Origin of the sequence: Desulfamplus magnetovallimortis (assembly GCF_900170035.1) — a bacterium.
GTDB classification, from domain to species: Bacteria; Desulfobacterota; Desulfobacteria; order Desulfobacterales; family Desulfobacteraceae; genus Desulfamplus; species Desulfamplus magnetovallimortis.
In genome coordinates, this window is record NZ_LT828550.1 from 117,501 (window position 1) to 136,813 (window position 19,313).

Genomic DNA, 19,313 nt, shown 5'->3' on the forward strand with positions numbered 1-19,313 from the left:
AATGACATATCCCACCGGAAAAATAAAATTTTTTAATCAAAAAACAAACCGCTTGATAAGGAGATTTTGTAATGGCAGGAGTTAATAAGGTTATTATCATAGGAAACCTTGGACGCGATCCTGAGATTATGTACACCCAGCAGGGACTTGCTGTTGTAAGGCTGGCTGTTGCCACATCTGAAGTCTGGATTGACAAAAATACCAATGAGAGGCAGGAAAAAACAGAGTGGCACAGGATTACTGTTTTTGGAAAACAGGCTGAAAATTGTGAAAAATTTCTGGCCAAAGGCAGACAGGTCTATGTTGAGGGCAGACTTGAAACATCCAGCTATGAGAAAGATGGCCAGACTCATTATTCAACAGGTATTATTGCAAATACAGTCCAGTTCCTTGGTGGAAGACAGGATGGTGGCTCATTTGGTGGAGGACAGGGAGGCGGTTCATTTGGTGGAGGACAGGGTGGTAGCTATCAACCACAGAGACAGGCTCCTCCCCCCAGTCAGGGAGGAGGCGCACAAGGCGGTAACAGTTATCAGGGCGGTGGCTGGAACAACGCTGGCTCCAATAACTCTGCATCATCTCAGTCTCCTGTTTCTCCTGGAAATCAGGGGGGAGTGCCTGAAGATGATATCCCATTCTGACAATCCTGATTTTTTGATAAGAATGCTGAGGCAGGGAACTAAAACCTCTCAATCAGTTTATCAATAATAAATGTGCTTTCCCGCATGGCCTGTTCACTGAACGGGCCAAACCACTGGGCGATTTCACGGAATCGCTCTGTAAATATCTCCTTGTCACAGTTGTCCAGCATCTCAATCTGATCATTGAGCGACGCTGCAAACTCCTTCAGAATCTCTCTTCTTTCAGGGGTTGCAAAGATGATTTCAGAATAAAGGCCACTGTCCTGGGCAAAAAGACGCCCCACCATACCAAGCTCAAGCCTATAGATCGGGCTTGAAAATTCAAGGGTTTTGCCAAGATCAATTTTTCTTTTTGAAAGAAACCTGCCAAAACAGAAGGTTGCAAAATGTCTAAGTGCCTGGACAATATCCATGATCTCGTCATGTTCTGAAGCATCGGAATTTACAACCACAGCTCCCCATAGGATGAGCTGGTCAATAAGCCATTGGCATTTTTCTCCATATCTGCCAGGGGTGATTGCAATAATCTGCTTGTCAAGGGTGGCACAGGTTGGCCCGAAAAGAGGATGAAGCCCGATAACAGGGCCTTGATGCTGCTTTAACATCTGCTCCATGGGAAATTTTTTTATACTTGTTAAATCTGCAAGCAATGCATCATCAGGAATATGTGGTGCAAGGCGTTCAGTCACCGAAAGGGTGACATTTATGGGAACAGATATAATGGCAAGATCAATACCCTGGCAGAGCGTTTCCACACTTTCCCAGTTATCTTCTGACAGAATTCTTACGTCATATCCTGATGCCCTGAAAAGATTTGCAAAATAGCTTCCCATCTGGCCATATCCACCTGCAATCAAAACTTTTCCGCCAGGTTTGATCCCTTGCTGTTTCATCTCAACTGTCTGATGGATTCTGGAGTTTCTTAAAATAACACGGTAAAGATCTTCAATAAAGTCAGCATCCACGCCGGAGCTGTTGGCATGGCTGCGAAGTTTGGATATCAGATCTTCCTCCCTTGCCGGATGAAATACAGGCATATTGTGCTCTTTTTTTAGTGCAACAACCTTTTTAACCTCTTTGAGGCGTTTTGCAATAAGGGTGAGGATCTGTTCATCAATGTCATCAATGGTGTCACGAAGATTTTTTATCTCTGCTTCAAAAGGAGTTTGATCTTGTTCTGCGCTCATTAAGTTTCCTTGGTCATTTGTATTTTTGAGTGTATTTGTCTTTTCAGTCAATATATAGTCGGGGATTGTTCTCTCCCTTTAGTTTGGCGTTAGCTTTTCGTAACCTGCTGCAAAGCTCCACAACAAGTCCCTTTAATATTGAAGGATGTTGCTCAAGAAGATTGTAGAAGTCACTGCTTTCAAGGCGAAGCAGTTTACAGTCGGTTTTGCAGACAACATCTGCTGATCTTGGCTTGTTGTCGAGAAGTGCCATTTCACCGAAAAACTGGCCAGGCTGGAGTTCATCAATGACAAATTCAATCTGGTCAGTTTCCATGACAACATTGGCCTCTCCCTTGATAAGTATATAGAGGGCATTGGCTTTTTCAGATTCCTTTATAACTGTGTCTCCCTGTTTTTCGTCAATCAGAACAAAACGGGTGGCAAGAAGTTCCATTTCATCTTCCTTAAGAGACTGGAACAGTGAAACTGATTTGATATATTCAATAATATTTACCATTAGTGTCCTCCCTGTTGTTCTTGAAAGATTTGATGAAATTGTTAATAAAATTTTTTATTAATAAATTTGTAAAATTGCCGATTTCAAGATTTTATAACTCATAACTTATTGAAATTATTAATAGCGATCTTGGTGTTGCAGACTTTTTACGAGATCATCATCATTGTCATGAAAAATTGAAATGATATCTTCAATGACCATGTAGAATGTAGGTACCAGAGCCAGAGTAATTATAGTCGCAAATAGTATGCCAAATCCAAGGGATATTGCCATGGGAATCATGAACCTTGCCTGTCTTGATGTCTCAAAGATCATGGGGGCAAGCCCGCCAAAGGTTGTAAGGGTTGTCAGCATGATAGCCCTGAATCTTTGCTTTCCTGACTGGAAAATTGCTTCACGGGCAGACATATCCTTGTTTCTTCTTTTTCTGTTTGCAAAGTCAACCATCACAAGTGAATCATTTACCACAACGCCGGAAAGGGCAACAAGCCCGAAGAGGCTCATAAGAGATAGTGAAAAGCCAAGCATGATGTGGCCAAGAACTGCCCCCACAATACCAAAAGGAATACAGCACATGATAACCATTGGTTGAATATAGCTTTTAAAGGGAATGGCAAGAAGTGCATATATGCCAAAAAGTGCCATGTAAAGTCCGGAAACAAGGCTGTCTGTACTCTCCCGCATGTCGGCATGGCGTCCCTGAAGCTGGCTTGTAAGTCCCGGGAACTGCTGCTTTAGTCTTGGCATGATATCTATATTTATCTCTGTTATGATACGGTCTGTTTCGTCCCTTGGTACAACATTTGCCGAAACAGTGCTTACCCTTCGGCCTTCTCGCCTTTCAATGGATGTATATGCCCTTCCTCTCTCCATGGTGACCACATCACGAAGCAGAACCTCCCTGTTGTCAGGTGCATGTATTATAAGAGTCTCAAGACTGTTTTCATGGATACGTTCAGATTCAGGGAGGCGTATAATGACGCTTACCTCGTTTCTGCCCCTCTGCAAGGCCATTGCTTCTGTGCCGTAATATGCATGCCTAACCTGAAGTGCAACATCCCTTGCGCCAAGACCCATTGAACGGCCAAGTGGCAGCATTTTGAAATCAAGCTGCTCCTTTCCTCTTGCGGAACCATCATCAATATCCTTTGTTGATGGAAACGAGGATAGTTCATCAGCAAGGGCAGCACATGCAGCTTTAAGGGTATCAATGTCACGGTGGCTCAACTCTATGGCAAGGGAAGAGCCAGAACCTGGGCCGCCTCTGTCTGCCTGGAACAGAATACTTTCAAGGCCCGGGATATCCCCCACTGCAATGCGCCACAGTTCTGTAACCTTAGTGGTTGAAAGGGGACGGATATCAGGTGGAGTCATGATGATTCGTGATGATATGGAGTTCCCGTTTACAATGGCTGAGTATCCTGTGGAGAGGATATCCTTCCCGTTTTCAGCAATTACCTTTTCCGCAGCATTGGATATGAGATTCAGCACATGAGCCGCCTTTTCATCAGAGCTTCCGTAGGGCAGTGTTGCTGTGACATAAGCATAATCAGACTCAACCCTTGGCATAAGAGTTGTTGTGATTCTGCCGCTTTTGACATACCCTCCCACAATCAAGAGAATGGCAATTGCAACAGAAAGGGTAATGTATCGGTTTGCAAGCACAAAATTAAGAAATGGCCCGTATATTTTTTCTATGAAAATTAAAAGCCACCGGCTTACGTACTGCTGTTTATTGATGAGCCAGCTCATAATTTTTCCAGGCTTGCTTCTGTGTGAAAGGTGTGCCGGAAGTATGAAAAGACTCTCAACAAGGGATACCATAAAAACTACAATCACAACGATGGGAATCACTTTAAATATTTTTCCCATCATGCCCGGAACAAACATAATGGGCATAAATGCCACAACATTGGTAAGAATACTGAAGACAACCGGTACCCCGACCTCCTTTGTACCTGCAATGGCAGCATTTAGAAAAGAGCTTTGTTGTTCCCTTTGTGAATATATGTTTTCGCCCACAACAATGGCATCATCCACCACAATACCAAGGGTTACAATAAAAGCGAACATTGAAATAACATTTATGGAAAAGTCTGTTACGGGAAGCAGGGTAAATGATCCAAGTACAGAGATTGGAATTCCCAAAGCAACCCAGAATGCAAGTCTTATTTCCAGAAAAAGGGCAAGGAATATAAATACAAGGCAGAGACCAAAGCATCCGTTTTTTACAAGAAGCTCTGCACGCTGTCTGAAGATTTCTGATCTGTCACTTGTAAGGGAAATTGCAACTCCTTCGGGAAGTGACGCTTCAAAAATTTCAACCTCTCTTTTAACAGCCTCTGCAACTTCAAGGGGTTTTTGATCTCCCACCCTATAAACCTCTATCTCTATGGATGGTTTGCCATTAAATGTGCCGTAGCTGTTGGAATCTGAAAAACCTTCTTTAATTGTGGCAATATCTTCTAACAGTACTTCAGAGGCATCTTCGGGGGTTATAATGGGAAGACGGGCATACTCCATTGCAAACTCCCGCCGCTCCTTCATTCTCACCATTATCTCCCCTCCACGGCTTTTGATGCTCCCTCCGGGAAGTTCAACAGAGGCGTTTTGAATACGATTTGCAACATCTCTGAGGGTAAGACCATAACGCCGAAGATTCTCCTGGGGAACCTCAACATGGATTTCATAATCTCTTATTCCGACAAGCTCTGCCTGGGTGATATCCGGATCCTGCAGAAGCATGTCCCTAAATCCTTCTGCGATCTCTCTTAAAACAGCCTGGGGAATATCTCCGTAAATGGCATACCCTATAACCTGCCTTCGTCTTGTTGCCACAGTAACCATTGGGGTTTCAGCTTCATCTGGAAAGGATGAAATTGCCTTGACTTCGCTTTCAACCTCCTGGGCAAAACTTCTGACATCCACACCGTCCTGAACCTCAATGGAGATAATTGCTCTTCCTTCCGAGGCTGTGGAGTTCATCTCTTTTATGCCGTCAAGACCCTGTACCGCCTCTTCAACAGCAAGCACAATACCACGCTCAACCTCTTCCGGGCTTGCTCCTGGATAGCTTACAGAGATATTGACAATTCCCATTTCAAAATCAGGAAAAACCTCCTGTTTGATGGAACTTGCCATAAAAAGTCCGCCCACAAGAAGAACAAGCATCATAAGGTTTGCTGCAACGGAGTTGCCGGCCATCCAGGGAATAGCACCTTTGTAACTGACAATCTCTCTGTTTTTGTCTGGTCTGTATCCATTTGGATCTGGGTTGTATCCATTTGGATTTGACTTGTGTTCATCCGAGGCTGGTTTGGCTTCATTTGAATTTGATATATATCCGGAATTATTAGAGTCTGTCATGGTTTTTCTCCGGAAAGCTTGCTTATGGCCATGCCATCCACAGGTGAAGAAAGTTCTGAGATAACAATTTCATCTCCTGATGCAATTCCGTTTCCCTGGGCTATAAAAAAATAGTCCCTGTTTTTCCAGATCACATCAATATCCTTTATAAAAAGGCGATTATCCTTTACTATCCATATCTTGTCTCCATCCCTTGCAACATTTCTGGGAAGAGGTAGGATATGTTCAATGGTTTTTCCCTTAATATCGGCTGTGACATAACTACCAAGCAGCAGTGGAGATTTTTTATCCTCGTTAAGTCCCAGAGGGTCCATGATACGGATAAGAACTCTTGCCATTCTGCTTTTATCACTTAAATCTCCAAGAAGCCGTATAACTTCTCCCTTGTGCATTACACCCTCTTTTGTTGTGATCTCTACTGTGCTGCCTTTCTCTATGGTGTTATTCTCCGTGATGCTGCCGTCCTCTTTCAAGGTATCTTTTTCTTTGGAACTAACTTTTTCTGTTATTTTAATACTCTTTTTTATCCCTTTTTTTTCATTTGCATTTGTTAGGGGAATAGATATCCATTTAAGATGATCAACGGGAACTGCAGCTTCCACACGATATGAATCCGTACCTGTGACAGTTGCAAGTGCCTGCTGTGATGATATGGTTGAACCTGTCTCTATATTGACTTCCATCACCATACAATTGAAAGGAGCGTGAATTACAGTTCTTGAAAGGTTAAGCTTTGCACGTTCAAGATCTGTTTCTATGGCTGCAATATCTGCCTTTATCTGCTCAAGTTGAGGCACTCTCAAGGCAAGATTGCTGTCCTTGATTGATTTTCCTGTTGTGCGCTGCATGAGCTGAACCTCTGCCTTTGCCACCTCCTGACGCCCCATTTCAAGCTTAAGGGATGCCTTTGCACTATCAAGAAGAGCCTTCTGTTGCCTTACTGTCAGCTCATAATCTTCCCTGTCAAGTTTAAGCATCACATCACCTTTGCGAAAAATGCCGCCTGGAATAAAAGAGTCTGCCATTTCAACAATATATCCGCTGACCCTTGAGCCAAGTGAAAGGTTGCGGGATGGGACAACTTCTCCCATGGCTGTTAAAACCACAGCGTGGCTTTTTTCTTCAAGAATCATTGTCTCCACAAGTGGGGGGCGGGGAACAGGTTTTTGCCGCATGGCAACAGGCTTGGTATCATATAGGTGCTTTGCAGCTGCAACACCTGCTGCAACTATCAGGAGAGGGAGCAAAATCCTGATAAGACGTACAATCAAGTGGGGTCTTTTTCTGATTTGTTGATCTGTCATTTTATTTGTTCCATTTCAAACGAGTATCTTGTTTTTGTCCAGTTACCTCCAAGTGCCCTGTGAAGGGTAACCCGATCCTGGAAAAGGAGTACCTGTTGTTTTAAAAGAGATAGTTCAAGGTTCTGTACATTGATCTGTTCCGTTACAAAGGGAAGAAAGGGATCAAGTCCGTTTATGTAGCGGTTTTTTGCCTCTTCCATGGCAAGTTTGGCTGCTTCAAGCTCTGCTTCCATAAGCTCTATCCATTTTATGCGTGACTTTTCAGATGCCACTGCATTTTCCACTTCCATAATGGCTGTATATACTGTCTCTCTGTAGTTTATAAGGCTTTGATCAACAACAGCTTCTGCAATCTCAAGGGATGCTTTATGTGCTCCACCGTCAAAAATATCACCAGCAACATGGGCAGCAAGTGACAAAACCCATTGTTTTAAAATGTTGTCAAGGGTAGTGTGCTGAACAAGGAGGCTTCCGGTCAGGTTGAGGGATGGCAGACGCTCATTCATAACCTGCAACTGGTTCCACCTGGATGAGACAAACCTCATGTAAGCTGCCCTTATATCCGGCCTTTGAAACAGAAGCTCCGAAGGAAGGCCGTCATCCGGTAAGGGGGGAAAATCTCCTGGCATATTTTTAAGGTCAATGGTCTCAACAGAAGTAATCTCAACCGGAGCCTTTCCTGTGAGAAGAGCTATGGAATTGATAAGATTCCTCTCTCTTAACTCCACAGACGGGATTTTTGCAAGGGTTCTTGCAAGCACTTCCCTTTGCTGAAGAATATCAAGAACCGTTGACATTGCATTTCTAAAACGAAGCTCCAGAAGATCAAGGATCATTTTGTTGATTTCAACCTGACTTCTGATAAGAGCAAGCTCTTCACGAACAGAGATCAATGAAAACCAGTTGCCGGCAACTTCTGCTGCCACTGACATGGCAGCACTCTCAAGGTCAAATCCTGTGGCCATGGTCTTGTGTTCCGCCTCCTGTATTGCTGCATTGATATTTCCCCAAAGATCAATTTCATAGGAAGCGGCAGGCCCTATCGAAAAATAGTTGTTTGAGTCTGCTGACTCATCTCTCTCCTGCCTTGAAGCTGATGCACTGTATGTTATGGATGGAAAAAGGGCTGCTTTGCCGGAATTTTCAGAGGCTTTTGCCTGCCTTAACCTTGCAGATGCCTCCTTTATTGTGAAATTACCTTCAAGTGCTTTTTCAATCAGCTCATTTAATTCCCTGCATCCAAATGTTTCCCACCAGGGAGATTTAGTTTCTGCGGAGATGCTGTTCTGCTTGTCATTTTTATTAAAGGTATAGTGTGCAGGCATGGTTTCAGTTGCCTGTGGCAGGGGTGGCAGGTTTTTAATCTCCTTAAGTGATCTTCCAGAGCATCCTGTAAAACACATTAATCCTGCTGAAATAAAAACAATAGAGATGAGTATTATTGATATTTTTGAACATGTTAGTTGGTTGTATTTCATGTCATGATTCCTTGGTATAGAGAGTGTTTCATACGCCATTATTTAAGCAATATCAATTGTTTTCAGCAGGTATGACACGCCCCATTGAGAGGAAAACACCGGCAAATCCCATTCCTGCAAAAAGCATCATTGCGCTTTGCAGGCTTTGGAGAAACTGTGATGATGTAGCCTGATTAACAGGAGAATCCCCCATATATCTGGCAATCAGTACAGCCGAAATTGTCATGCTGGCAAGCATTCCAAGTGTTCTCATTGTTGCAGCAAGGCTTGATGCCTGGCCATATGCATTCTGGGGCACACTGTTCATTATGACAGTTATATTTGGCGAAGAGAAAAATCCGTATCCTGTTCCCATCAGTACAAAAATCGTAATTATTTTTTGTATGGATGTATCGCTGTTGATGCCTGTTGCAAGTAAAAGCCCTGCTGTACATATTGCCATGCCAAAAGTTGCAATACGACCGGGGTAAATCCTGTCAGCAAGTCTTCCTGCAACAGGAGAGAGAAGGCATTGCACAATGGTCTGGATAATAAGAAGCATTCCGGCTGTTTTGGCAGAAAGCCCCTTGACTCCCTGAAGGTAGAGGCTGAAAAAGAAAATAATCCCGAAACTTGCAGCATAATTTATCAGGGTTGCAATCACCGTAAAGCCAAGTATCCGGTTTTTCATTATCATTTTTATATTAAGAAGCGGAAAGGCTACCCTTGATTCCACAAAAAGAAACAGCATAAGTCCGAGAACTCCGGTTATTGTAAGAAATTTGGATTGAGGAAAAATATCAGCACCGGAAATTCCTGTAATCAAAAGCCCGAGGGATACCATATATATAAGGGAGCCTCTGTAGTCAATCTGCTGTTCCGGTGCTCCTTTCCAGTCGCCCTTAAGCTGCACAATGCTTAATCCAAGTGCAGCAGCAGCCACCAATGTCGTAAGTATAAAAAGGGCTCTCCATCCTGCGTGGGAGACTATAAATCCACCAAGTGCAGGGCCTGCGGAAAGTCCTGCATAGACAGATGCTACAATAATGCCCATGCTGCGCCCCCGTCGTGAGGGCGGTACAACAGAAGAGAGTATTGCAACGCTTGTGGTGGTGATGAGCGATACGGAAAGTCCCTGGAAAAAGCGCATAAAAAGAAACATCTCCATGGAACCTGAAAGGGCAAGCATAAGCGTTGTAACTGTAAATCCTGAAAGCCCTGCAAGGAAAACCTTTTTTCTGCCCATGATATCTGCAACCTGACCTGCCGGCATCAGAAGAAGAGTCACTCCAAGCATATATACCATCTCGGCAAGTCCCAACTGAAAAGCACTTGCCGAAAAATGACGGCCGATGGATGGCAGGGCAACACCTACGCCTGACATCATGAAAGGCGTTATAAACTGTACAATGCACACAACCGCTGTGGTCATGGCTTCGCTTGTATTTTTTTCACTGCTCTTTTCTGAACTACTTTGAATCGAGTCGTCACACTTTTTTGTATCTGCTTTATTTTTTTCTGCTGGGGAAATCATTGTGGTTAAGCTGTTCCTTGATTTATCTTTTGATTGTTTTCTTTTGTCTGGATAAGTTGCCCAGGCTAATGAATAGAGACCCCATTTTAAACTGTTGTTTTCCGGAAAGCTATAGTTGTTTTTAATGAAAACGCAAATAAAGAATGGTTTTTTATGCAAAAAAAATATTTTTTCGGGATGGAATGGGTATATGGTTTTAATTTTTTATTTTAATAAAAACAAATATATAAACAAACAATGGGTATATAAAATACCCACTGTTTTGGCTAAAATATCCCCCTTGTATTTAATAAAAAACAGTATATTCTGCTAATCATAGACAATTAATTTGAAAAGCCAAACCAGTTGTGAAACTGGGACGGAAAACCACGGGTCTCTTTGAGATAGCCGGGTTGCCTCAATTATTATTTAACTACAATAAATAATTAGGGGGCATTATGAAAAAAAAATCTTTACTTTTTACAATTGTTTTTGCAGGTTTAGTTCTTTTTGTTGGAAATGTCTGGACAGCCACTGCCACTGAATCACCAATACCAGTTCCTGCAGGGTATGCATTAATCTCGGATAACAACACTGGTAAGTGGTCTTCTAACAACATTGATTTCAGTACTTTTGATTGGGACAAAGGAACTGCCTCATATAACCATCAATTAAGTTGGATTGATAATAATGATGGCACATTTTCTCTTAATTTGTCGGTAGATACTACCGGCAGTTCATATGGTGAAGAAACTTATAACTTTTTATCATCATCTTCCCCAACACAATTTCAAGCCTATTACAACGATACAACAGGTGGATATTTCTGGTTGATGGAGGATATAACTGTTTCAGATAGCGATCGTGATTATAATGATCTATGGGCAAGTGTAGGGAAGACTGCTGTTCCAGTCCCAGCTGCCGTATGGCTCTTCGGTTCAGGTTTGATTGGACTTATTGGACTTAGAAGAAAAAAAAGTCAGATGCTCTAAAATAATTATTGAAGTTCAGATTTAACAGAAAGAAAGGCAGTGTCAGAAATGGCACTGCCTTTTTTGTTCCGGGAAATTATTTTAATTTGACAGGGCATCAATGAAATCATTATGTTTAAACAATAAGTCTTAAATAACTTGCCCATTTCAAAAAAGGTGACAAATGTAAGTTACATGTTTGATAATTTTAACTGGGTGTCTTATTTCGTGCTTGCTCCGTATATATCTTTTGAGGCTTTATCTGCTTTATAATAATCCATTTTACGAAAACGAAATATTAGAGAGGTAAACAATGCTGATCACAATTGAGAATACAGGTATAGATGATTTTTATAAAATGCTTAAGGAACAATATCAATTGACACCTGAGAAGAGGTTCACCATCACATTTGATGTGAAAGCAGTCATTGATCCAGAGGAAGATGTAAGCGTTGGCGATGATTTGATAGAGGGTTTCATGGAAATAGTTGAAGCTCAAAAAAAAGGATTTGAATTACCAAACGCCCGAGATCTTTTAAATGAACTCTAAAATGAAATACCAAATAAAATTTACATCAATTTTTAAACGAAGGATAAAAAAGCTTTCCAAAAAATATCCTCGAATCAAACAAGATTTTTCAAAATTAATTGATGATTTAGAACAGGGATATTTTCATGGCGATGAAATTCAGGGGTTTCAAGGAAAAGTTTATAAGGTTAGGCTCGCTTCAGTTGACCAACAGAAAGGTAAAAGAGGCGGGTTTCGCTTTATTTATTATGTTGTCACAAAAAACTGTATTGTTTACATGATGACAGCATACGCCAAATCATCCCAAGAAGATATTACAAATCAACAGAAGCAGGAAATCAAAGATTTTATAAATATGCTTCTTTCTGGTTGATAATATTCCATACTAAATTATTTTGTTAATATGTCTTGACAACTTAACTTGTTTATCATAATCCTTATTAAAAAAAACTTTTTTGCTTCATGGAGATCACTGATTAGCCTGATCTTTTTTATTGAGCCGGAAAAGCATAAATGGAAATCCTTAAATGAGGAATATGATGCTCAATCCCCACTCTCCCATACCATTATATCATCAACTTGCAGAGATTCTCATTAAACAGATTCGATCAGCCTGCTCTCCCGGGGAGATGCTACCATCTGAAACCACAATTGCAAAGCAATATGGGATAGGTCGCCCAACTGTTCGTCAGGCAATGGAGATTCTTGTCAGAAAAGGCATGGTGGAGCGGCGGAGAGGCTCTGGTACCTTTGTAAAGGATAACAGTTGCGAGGTTGATCTCTTCTCCCTTGCCGGCACATCACAGGCATTTTTTAAGCAGGGGATTGCTACTCGTTCAAAAATTGTATCGCAGTTGTCTCTTCAAAAGATTGAAGATAAAATTACAAATCCGTTTCAGGGCAAAAGCGCACTCTTTTTTTCCAGATTGACCCTTGTCCATGATGAGCCGGAATTAGCAGATATCCCTGTATTACTTGAAGATATCTACCTTGACCCTGAGCTTTTTCCAGGGCTTGACAAAGTTGATCTTGACCATCTCCCCCTTTCACAGGTGATATCAGAAAACTACTACCTTAAACCTGAAAGCGGTCGTCAATCCTTTAAAATATCATTTTTATCCAAAAAGCAGGCAAACCTGCTTTCTATGAAACAGACAGATCCTGTACTTGAAGTTGAGAGAACCCTCCATTTTCCAGGAGTCCGGCAGGCTCTTTTTTCAAGATTGTACTGCCGCACAGAGAAATTTGCCTTTTCCCAGACAATTGTTATTTAATCAGGAGTTATTAACATGAAAAACAGAGGATATTACGGTAACTATGGCGGTGCATTTTTGCCGGAAATTCTGGTTGCCACCTTTGATGAACTTGAAGATGCCTTTGAAAATGCCAAGAGTGATCCCTCATTCTGGCGAACCTATGAAACTCTTATGGCTTCATATTCATGCAGGCCAACCCCTTTGACCTTTGCGGAAAATCTCACCCGCAAGTTTGGCGGTGCGAAAATATATATCAAACGTGAAGATCTGAATCATACAGGAGCACACAAGGCCAACAACGTAATGGGGCAGGGGCTTCTTGTCAAAAAGATGGGCAAAAAACGCGTGATAGCTGAAACAGGTGCAGGTCAGCATGGAGTTGCAACAGCTACAATGGCCGCAAAGTTCGGCTTTGAGTGTACTATCTATATGGGTGAAGTTGATGTCATGAGGCAGCGTCCCAATGTCTTCTGGATGGAGCAGCTTGGTGCAACGGTTGTTCCTGTGACAGATGGCACGCGTATATTAAAGGATGCCATAAATGAGGCTTTCCGTGACTGGGTAACCAATATGGATACAACCCACTATGTCCTTGGTACTGCATGCGGCCCACACCCTTTTCCTGAAATGGTTTCATGGTTTCAATCCATTATAGGAAAGGAGGCAAGAAAACAGATCCTTGAGATTGAAGGCAAGCTGCCGTCAAGGGTATATGCCTGTGTTGGGGGTGGTTCCAATGCAATGGGGCTTTTTTCAGGCTTCAGGGATGACCCTGTTGAACTTGTGGGTGTTGAGGCAGGAGGGCATGGAGTTAATTCCGGAATGCACGCATCAAGGCTTTGCTCAAAGGATGCAAGCCCTGGAATTGCTCAAGGGTACAAGACATATTTTCTACAGGATGGTGACGGGCAGATGAAGGAGACCCACTCGATTTCAGCAGGTCTTGATTATGTTGGAGTTTCTCCCATTCTTTCCGACATGCATGAAAAGGGGCTGGCAAGATTTGAAAGTGCAACAGATGATGAAGTTGTGGATGCCCTAAGGCTTACCATGACCCATGAAGGAATTATTCCGGCCCTTGAGTCTGCCCATGCCTTTGCCGGAGCTTTCAGGGAGGTTTCATCTCTTTCTAAGGATGATATTATTATTATCAACCAGTCCGGCAGGGGGGACAAGGATATTTTTACAGTGGCAGATGCATTTGATGACCCCAAATGGAAACAATTTATTATTGGAAAGGCAAAATCTTACAATGGCTGAATCACTTAAATTGCAATTATATATAAAAGAGCGCCTGAAAAAACGTGAAATTCTGTTGATGACCCATATTGTAATGGGTTATCCTTCCTTTGATGCATCCTATGAGATCGTTGAACAGATGGTTGAAGCAGGTGTGGATCTCATGGAGCTTCAGATACCGTTTTCAGAGCCAATGGCAGATGGCCCTGTTATTTTAAAGGCCAACCAGAAGGCCATAGACAATGGCTCCACAGTTGAAAAGTGCCTTGAGTTTGCAGAAAAAGTTGCGTCAGATTTCCCCATTCCCTTTCTTTTTATGAGTTATGCCAATATACTTTATAGATATGGAATGGAAAAATTTGCAGCTAAAATGGCTGAGATAAACCTTCAAGGGTCAATAGTTCCTGATCTGCCACCAGAGGAGGGGCAGGATTATATTGAAGCCATGAAAAAGAGGCAGCTTGACCCAATCTATATATTTTCACCAACAACAAGTGATGAAAGGCTTGGCTATCTTGCATCCTTTGCTTCAGGCTTTGTCTATTGCCTTGCAAGAAAGGGTGTTACCGGAAAGGATACTTCATTTTCAGATGATCTTGCCCTCTATCTGTCAAGATGCAGAAAAGCCACAGACCTTCCGCTTGCTGTTGGCTTTGGTGTAAAAGAGAAAGCTGATGTTGATTATCTTAAAGGAAAGGCTGATATTGCTGTGATAGGCTCCCAGACAATACGGGTTGTGGAAGAGAGTGGAAGCAGGGCAGCAGGGGATTTTATAAGATCGGTTTTGTAGCAGGAGCATGGGAGAGATACAATCTTTCCAGCCCCGAAAAATAGAGTTTCATGTTTCTAACCCAAGGGAGGATAAAATGGAAAGCAATAATGAAGAAAAATCAGACGATGCTCTGGAAACAGGTTTGTCAGGTGCATTTATCAATTCCCTTAAACGAAACAATAGGGAGATAAGGGATGACCGGGCAACCACAATTGCCGAGGATACAGAGCTTGTCTATAAGAGGAAAATCGAGGATCTTAAAATCAGCATCAAAAAGATGAAACGGGAGCAGGAGTATATGCTTGACCTCTCTCCAACATCAACACAGAGTCTTATTCTTGCAAGTGATTTCAACTGTGAAGAGTATGTTGCAAAGGATATTGATCTTGGTATCAAGATCAGAAATACCGAGATCACCCTTGAAATTGCACAGAAGCGTTATGAGTATTCTTTTTGGCGGGGGGGCTTAAATCATGGGAAGGGGAACTTATTCAGTAAGTGAAAGATCTGCAAGGTCAGTGGCAATGGGTTATGCCACAAAATCAGTGAACGAGATATTCTCGCAAAGCTCTATAAACAATGCCATGAATCCCTATGGAGTCAAGATAAGGGAGTCAAGGGATTCTGATGAACATCCTGACACAGTTTCAATAATACTTGCACTTGATGTAACAGGTTCAATGGGTTCCATTCCCCACCATCTTGTCAAAGAAGGGCTTCCAAAAATCATGGGAAACATTATACAGGGGGGGACCCGGGATCCACAGCTTCTTTTTCTTGCCGTTGGTGACCACGAATGTGATAACAGCCCCTTGCAGGTGGGGCAGTTTGAATCAAGTGATGAGCTTTTAGATAAGTGGCTCACCGATGTCTATCTCGAAGGTGGCGGTGGTGGTAACAAGGGCGAAAGCTATCTGCTTGCCTGGTATTTTGCAGCCTTTCATACATCAATTGACTGTTTTGAAAAAAGAGGCAGAAAGGGGTTTTTATTTACCATTGGTGATGAGCCAACACTTGATGATATCCCTGCAAAGGCTTTGAAAAACATCATGGGGGATGGGCAGTACGAAACCTACCATGCAACTGTTCTGCTTGATAAGGCAAGGGAAAAGTATCATGTTTTTCATCTGCACATTAAACAGACATATGCCGGAGGTTTGCAGGAGACCATTGACGGTTGGAAGCAGTTGATGGGAGATCACCTTATTGTGCTTGATCGTCATGAAGAGATTTCAAAGGTCATTCCTCAAATTGTCGCAGATACCACGCGTAGTGTATCCACTTCCACTCCTTCAATACCTGATATTTCCCAGACCAAGATTATTTTATAACCAATATGGCGATTTGCCGTCACAATCAAAGGGATGGGTTTAAAAACAGAACTCAGAGACGTTGCATTGCAACCTCGTTAATATAACGGCCATGGCAGAACCATCTGTCACAATGAAGCCTGAAAGCCCTCAAGAATCTTAAAAAAACGGGGACTTTCTTATAACGGCCATGGCAGATTCATCTACCACAACGAAGCATGAAAGCCCTGAAAAACCTTTAACCACGGGGACTTTCTTATAAAACGACAATGGCAGGCCCATCTGCCACTTTAGAGGTGCTTATGGAAACAACCATTACAATTAAAAATCTTGATGAGTTCTCCATTGAATGGATAAATCAAAAAGCAAAACTGCAAGGTGTTAATTTTGAAGATATAATTGTTCAACTTATTCATGATCAAATAAGGGCAGGCGAAAAAAAAACAGAGTTGGTGCAGTATAATGATCTGGATCCACTGGCAGGCACATGGAACAGAAAAGAGGCTGATGAATTCCTAAAGTCAATTGACAAATTCGATCAGGTAGATGAAAAGTTATGGCAGTAGATAACATTCTCATTGATACTAATGCTTATGTTTTATTCAAGCAAGGTGATTCAGAAGTTATTGAAATTATAAGATACGCTCCTTTTATCGGTCTCAATGCTATCGTTCTTGGTGAATTATTAGCAGGTTTTGCTGTTGGTAACCGCGAATTACATAATAGGCAGGAACTGGAAGGGTTTTTAAAATCCCCTCGGGTAAATTTTTTTGCAATTGAACATGAGACTACAGAGTATTATGCAGCTATATACAAAGAGTTGAGAGCAAAAGGAAGGCCAGTTCCTACAAATGATTTATGGATTGCAGCAACAGCACTTCAATACAATCTAACTGTTTTTACATATGATAAGTATTTTAAATCAATTGAAAGAGTACGCACTGGTAAATGTTTAGCTGATTTTATTCGCTCGTGACTTACCATATTAACTTCCTAAACCTTCATGGCCGAATTTTACGACCACCTCCGATCATGAAAATAGAATGTGTTTTCACGGTAGAGTTGTAATCAGAGCTAATTTTAGAGATTTATGAGTCATAAAGTAGTAATTGGAGCTAATTTTGGAGATGAAGGTAAAGGTCTTTTTACCGATTATCTTTGCCGTAAATCATCAAATCCCCTGGTTATACGCTTTTCCGGCGGCCAACAGGCAGGGCATACTGTTGTTGCTTCCGGTATCCGGCATACTTTTTCCAACTTTGGGGCTGGTACATTGCAGGGGGCACCTTGTTATTATTCTCACTTTTGTACAATAGATCCTGTCGGTATTGTCAATGAGCTTGAGTCTCTTCTGAAAAAAGGTGTGGAACCCAAATTATATATTGATGAAAGATCTCCTGTTACAACTCCCTATGATATCAAGTATAACCAGAATAATCATCCACATGGAAGTTGCGGTGTTGGAGTCGGTGATACCATAAGGCGGCAACTTGATCACTACTCACTTGTTTTTGGAGACCTTTTTTATCCATTTGTATTTAAAACCCGCCTTGACTTGATAAAAAAGTATTATGATGGATATACAGATGTTGATATTGAGGATTTTCTTGAGTGCTGTTCAATCATCACAAGTTCATCTTTGATTGAAAAAAGTTATGGTATGCCAGAGGGAGAATACAGCGATTACATATACGAGGGCTCCCAGGGACTTCTCCTTGATCAGGATTTTGGATTTTTCCCCCATGTAACAAGAGCCAGCACAGGAACAAAAAATGCGGCAGAAATTGCCGGCAGTAATAACCTTGAGATATTTCTTGTCACAAGGGCATATCAGACACGGCATGGAAAGGGGCCGATGTCAAATGAGCATCTACCCCATAATATCCGTAAAAACCCTGTAGAAACAAATGTGGCTAACGCATTCCAGGGGAAGTTCAGGCGCACCCTTCTTGATCTATCCTTAATCGAGTATGCAATGAAGCGTGATGAGATTATACGTACAACAAAAGATCAAAATCTTGTTATTACCTGTCTTGATCACATGATAGATGAATACAGGTTTGTCTGGCAGGGAGAAATTGTGCATTGTGATGATGAATCTGATTTTGTCAGAAAGATAGGTTATATTCTAGGGTTTGATACTGTATATGTGAGTTCTTCAGATGATGCGTTGAATATAACGGCCATGGTAGGTCAATCTGTCACAACGAAACATGAAAGTCGTTATATATAAGCATGTTATGGAGACTTTCTAATAAAAAAGGGGCATGCTTTATTTACCGTTTTACACTCTCTATGGAAGCAAGCTTTTGAGTTTAAGGATTCTTTCTCAAAAAAGTGTAAAGTACTTTTGATTCGATATGAAAGAGCCATATTTTGCTTGTAAAGATATCATCATGTGATATTGTTAGTTGCATGAACCGCAAGCATAGAAAAACACTCAACATAGTTTTCACCGATCCGATCAATGGGAATATTGCATGGCGCAAAATTGAGTCATTATTTCTGGCTTTGCGAGCGATTCGAACTGCAAGATCTGGCTCTGCTGTAAGCTTTGTCCTGACTCAAAATCGACATCTTATTGCTTTTTTAGAAGTTATTGCAGTTGTCTGAACCAGGATAACCAGGATGGGTAGGATGCTCAGGATAGATAATCCTGCCTTATCCTGTTAATCTTGGGAATCCTGATTCAGACAGTGTTGACAAGGCTTACAAGATCATAGGTGTCGATTTTGAGTCCTGAATGATATCCGGGCAGATTTCCACCGTCCACATCCAGATAAGGCTGCATTGAGGTATCGTGTTAAAGATGCACGTAGATTTTTGAAACTGGCAGGTATAAAACCATGAACATGATGAAATATAAAGGCTATATTGCCCGAATAGAATATGATGAGGAAGACCGTATTTTTGTGGGACATTTGGCTGGTATCAAGGATATTGTTGGTTTTCACGGTACAACTGTAAACGAGTTGGAGAGTGCGTTTCATGAATCCGTTGATAACTACATTGCGATAAGCGAAGAGTCTGGTAGGTCACCCCAAAAGCCTTACTCCGGCAAGTTAATGTTAAGAATTCCTCCCGAAGTACATGCGGCTGTAGCTACTGCTGCTCAAGTGCATGGGAAAAGCATAAATCAATGGGCTTCAGATACTTTAAAAAAAGCAGCACATATTTAAAGAATAAGCACATATTTAAAAAAACAAGCAATAAATGATAAATTGAAACTTAAAAGTTGAAACTCAAAAAAATTTTAAAGAAAGGTTAGA

19 protein-coding genes and 1 riboswitch are annotated in these 19,313 nt (G+C 41.6%); of the genes, 13 read left to right on the forward strand and 6 right to left on the reverse strand.

Annotation, left to right across the window (positions count from 1 at the left end):
- The first annotated feature begins 71 nt into the window (after positions 1-71).
- Positions 72-641 (forward strand): single-stranded DNA-binding protein, encoded by a 570-nt coding sequence (locus MTBBW1_RS17545; protein WP_080805394.1) that lies wholly within the window; start codon positions 72-74, stop codon positions 639-641.
- A 38-nt stretch (positions 642-679) separates the two neighbouring features.
- Here the strand turns inward: MTBBW1_RS17545 and tyrA are convergent, their stop codons facing one another.
- The 6 genes from tyrA to MTBBW1_RS17575 form a co-directional block, all read right to left on the reverse strand.
- Positions 680-1,828 carry a bifunctional chorismate mutase/prephenate dehydrogenase gene (tyrA, locus tag MTBBW1_RS17550; RefSeq protein WP_080805396.1) on the reverse strand — a complete coding sequence of 383 codons (1,149 nt, stop codon included), beginning with the start codon at positions 1,826-1,828 and terminating at the stop codon, positions 680-682.
- A gap of 43 nt (positions 1,829-1,871) precedes the next feature.
- Positions 1,872-2,327 (reverse strand): cyclic nucleotide-binding domain-containing protein, encoded by a 456-nt coding sequence (locus tag MTBBW1_RS17555; protein ID WP_080805397.1) that lies wholly within the window; start codon positions 2,325-2,327, stop codon positions 1,872-1,874.
- Between the two features lie 117 nt (positions 2,328-2,444).
- On the reverse strand, positions 2,445-5,693 hold the full coding sequence (locus MTBBW1_RS17560; protein ID WP_080805399.1) for an efflux RND transporter permease subunit: 3,249 nt from the start codon (positions 5,691-5,693) through the stop codon (positions 2,445-2,447).
- Positions 5,690-6,997, reverse strand: a complete 1,308-nt coding sequence (locus MTBBW1_RS17565) for an efflux RND transporter periplasmic adaptor subunit (RefSeq protein WP_080805402.1) — start codon at positions 6,995-6,997, stop codon at positions 5,690-5,692. Before MTBBW1_RS17565 ends, MTBBW1_RS17560 begins: the two co-directional genes overlap by 4 nt.
- Complete coding sequence (locus tag MTBBW1_RS17570) at positions 6,994-8,475, reverse strand: efflux transporter outer membrane subunit (protein WP_186441442.1); 1,482 nt, start codon at positions 8,473-8,475, stop codon at positions 6,994-6,996. Before MTBBW1_RS17570 ends, MTBBW1_RS17565 begins: the two co-directional genes overlap by 4 nt.
- 52 nt (positions 8,476-8,527) lie before the next feature.
- Positions 8,528-9,988 (reverse strand): MFS transporter, encoded by a 1,461-nt coding sequence (locus MTBBW1_RS17575; RefSeq protein WP_245809453.1) that lies wholly within the window; start codon positions 9,986-9,988, stop codon positions 8,528-8,530.
- A gap of 325 nt (positions 9,989-10,313) precedes the next feature.
- Positions 10,314-10,388: riboswitch (cyclic di-GMP riboswitch) on the forward strand.
- Between the two features lie 37 nt (positions 10,389-10,425).
- Here MTBBW1_RS17575 and MTBBW1_RS17580 point away from each other — a divergent pair.
- From MTBBW1_RS17580 to MTBBW1_RS17640, 12 genes are all read left to right on the forward strand, one after another.
- Positions 10,426-10,959: a VPLPA-CTERM sorting domain-containing protein gene (locus MTBBW1_RS17580; protein ID WP_080805406.1), complete on the forward strand. Its 534-nt coding sequence runs from the start codon at positions 10,426-10,428 to the stop codon at positions 10,957-10,959.
- Between the two features lie 292 nt (positions 10,960-11,251).
- Entirely contained in the window at positions 11,252-11,488 is a 237-nt protein-coding gene (locus MTBBW1_RS17585; RefSeq protein ID WP_080805408.1) for a hypothetical protein, read from the forward strand.
- 1 nt (position 11,489) lies between these two features.
- A complete protein-coding gene (locus MTBBW1_RS17590; protein WP_186441444.1) occupies positions 11,490-11,840 on the forward strand; it encodes a type II toxin-antitoxin system RelE/ParE family toxin in 351 nt (116 codons plus the stop codon).
- A 154-nt stretch (positions 11,841-11,994) separates the two neighbouring features.
- Entirely contained in the window at positions 11,995-12,741 is a 747-nt protein-coding gene (locus MTBBW1_RS17595) for a GntR family transcriptional regulator (protein WP_245809454.1), read from the forward strand.
- A gap of 15 nt (positions 12,742-12,756) precedes the next feature.
- Positions 12,757-13,983 (forward strand): tryptophan synthase subunit beta, encoded by a 1,227-nt coding sequence (gene trpB / locus MTBBW1_RS17600; RefSeq protein ID WP_080805412.1) that lies wholly within the window; start codon positions 12,757-12,759, stop codon positions 13,981-13,983.
- Positions 13,976-14,752 carry a tryptophan synthase subunit alpha gene (trpA, locus tag MTBBW1_RS17605; protein WP_080805571.1) on the forward strand — a complete coding sequence of 259 codons (777 nt, stop codon included), beginning with the start codon at positions 13,976-13,978 and terminating at the stop codon, positions 14,750-14,752. Before trpB ends, trpA begins: the two co-directional genes overlap by 8 nt.
- 76 nt (positions 14,753-14,828) lie before the next feature.
- Positions 14,829-15,236: a hypothetical protein gene (locus tag MTBBW1_RS17610; RefSeq protein WP_080805576.1), complete on the forward strand. Its 408-nt coding sequence runs from the start codon at positions 14,829-14,831 to the stop codon at positions 15,234-15,236.
- Positions 15,208-16,065, forward strand: a complete 858-nt coding sequence (locus tag MTBBW1_RS17615) for a hypothetical protein (RefSeq protein ID WP_080805415.1) — start codon at positions 15,208-15,210, stop codon at positions 16,063-16,065. The genes MTBBW1_RS17610 and MTBBW1_RS17615 overlap by 29 nt, the downstream gene beginning before the upstream one ends.
- Positions 16,066-16,346: 281 nt before the next feature.
- Complete coding sequence (locus MTBBW1_RS17620; RefSeq protein ID WP_139786806.1) at positions 16,347-16,610, forward strand: hypothetical protein; 264 nt, start codon at positions 16,347-16,349, stop codon at positions 16,608-16,610.
- Positions 16,601-17,020 (forward strand): type II toxin-antitoxin system VapC family toxin, encoded by a 420-nt coding sequence (locus tag MTBBW1_RS17625; protein ID WP_080805419.1) that lies wholly within the window; start codon positions 16,601-16,603, stop codon positions 17,018-17,020. Before MTBBW1_RS17620 ends, MTBBW1_RS17625 begins: the two co-directional genes overlap by 10 nt.
- A gap of 114 nt (positions 17,021-17,134) precedes the next feature.
- A complete protein-coding gene (locus MTBBW1_RS17630; protein ID WP_080805422.1) occupies positions 17,135-18,277 on the forward strand; it encodes an adenylosuccinate synthetase in 1,143 nt (380 codons plus the stop codon).
- A 613-nt stretch (positions 18,278-18,890) separates the two neighbouring features.
- Positions 18,891-19,223: a type II toxin-antitoxin system HicB family antitoxin gene (locus tag MTBBW1_RS17640; RefSeq protein ID WP_080805424.1), complete on the forward strand. Its 333-nt coding sequence runs from the start codon at positions 18,891-18,893 to the stop codon at positions 19,221-19,223.
- Positions 19,224-19,313 lie beyond the last annotated feature (90 nt).

Bases quoted from the DNA above. Each gene is read 5' to 3' on its own strand.
- MTBBW1_RS17545 (WP_080805394.1), top strand. From the start codon at position 72: ATGGCAGGAGTTAATAAGGTTATTATCATAGGAAACCTTGGACGCGAT.
- tyrA (WP_080805396.1), bottom strand. From the start codon at position 1,828: ATGAGCGCAGAACAAGATCAAACTCCTTTTGAAGCAGAGATAAAAAAT.
- MTBBW1_RS17555 (WP_080805397.1), bottom strand. From the start codon at position 2,327: ATGGTAAATATTATTGAATATATCAAATCAGTTTCACTGTTCCAGTCT.
- MTBBW1_RS17560 (WP_080805399.1), bottom strand. From the start codon at position 5,693: ATGACAGACTCTAATAATTCCGGATATATATCAAATTCAAATGAAGCC.
- MTBBW1_RS17565 (WP_080805402.1), bottom strand. From the start codon at position 6,997: ATGACAGATCAACAAATCAGAAAAAGACCCCACTTGATTGTACGTCTT.
- MTBBW1_RS17570 (WP_186441442.1), bottom strand. From the start codon at position 8,475: ATGAAATACAACCAACTAACATGTTCAAAAATATCAATAATACTCATC.
- MTBBW1_RS17575 (WP_245809453.1), bottom strand. From the start codon at position 9,988: ATGATTTCCCCAGCAGAAAAAAATAAAGCAGATACAAAAAAGTGTGAC.
- MTBBW1_RS17580 (WP_080805406.1), top strand. From the start codon at position 10,426: ATGAAAAAAAAATCTTTACTTTTTACAATTGTTTTTGCAGGTTTAGTT.
- MTBBW1_RS17585 (WP_080805408.1), top strand. From the start codon at position 11,252: ATGCTGATCACAATTGAGAATACAGGTATAGATGATTTTTATAAAATG.
- MTBBW1_RS17590 (WP_186441444.1), top strand. From the start codon at position 11,490: ATGAAATACCAAATAAAATTTACATCAATTTTTAAACGAAGGATAAAA.
- MTBBW1_RS17595 (WP_245809454.1), top strand. From the start codon at position 11,995: ATGAGGAATATGATGCTCAATCCCCACTCTCCCATACCATTATATCAT.
- trpB (WP_080805412.1), top strand. From the start codon at position 12,757: ATGAAAAACAGAGGATATTACGGTAACTATGGCGGTGCATTTTTGCCG.
- trpA (WP_080805571.1), top strand. From the start codon at position 13,976: ATGGCTGAATCACTTAAATTGCAATTATATATAAAAGAGCGCCTGAAA.
- MTBBW1_RS17610 (WP_080805576.1), top strand. From the start codon at position 14,829: ATGGAAAGCAATAATGAAGAAAAATCAGACGATGCTCTGGAAACAGGT.
- MTBBW1_RS17615 (WP_080805415.1), top strand. From the start codon at position 15,208: ATGGGAAGGGGAACTTATTCAGTAAGTGAAAGATCTGCAAGGTCAGTG.
- MTBBW1_RS17620 (WP_139786806.1), top strand. From the start codon at position 16,347: ATGGAAACAACCATTACAATTAAAAATCTTGATGAGTTCTCCATTGAA.
- MTBBW1_RS17625 (WP_080805419.1), top strand. From the start codon at position 16,601: ATGGCAGTAGATAACATTCTCATTGATACTAATGCTTATGTTTTATTC.
- MTBBW1_RS17630 (WP_080805422.1), top strand. From the start codon at position 17,135: ATGAGTCATAAAGTAGTAATTGGAGCTAATTTTGGAGATGAAGGTAAA.
- MTBBW1_RS17640 (WP_080805424.1), top strand. From the start codon at position 18,891: ATGAACATGATGAAATATAAAGGCTATATTGCCCGAATAGAATATGAT.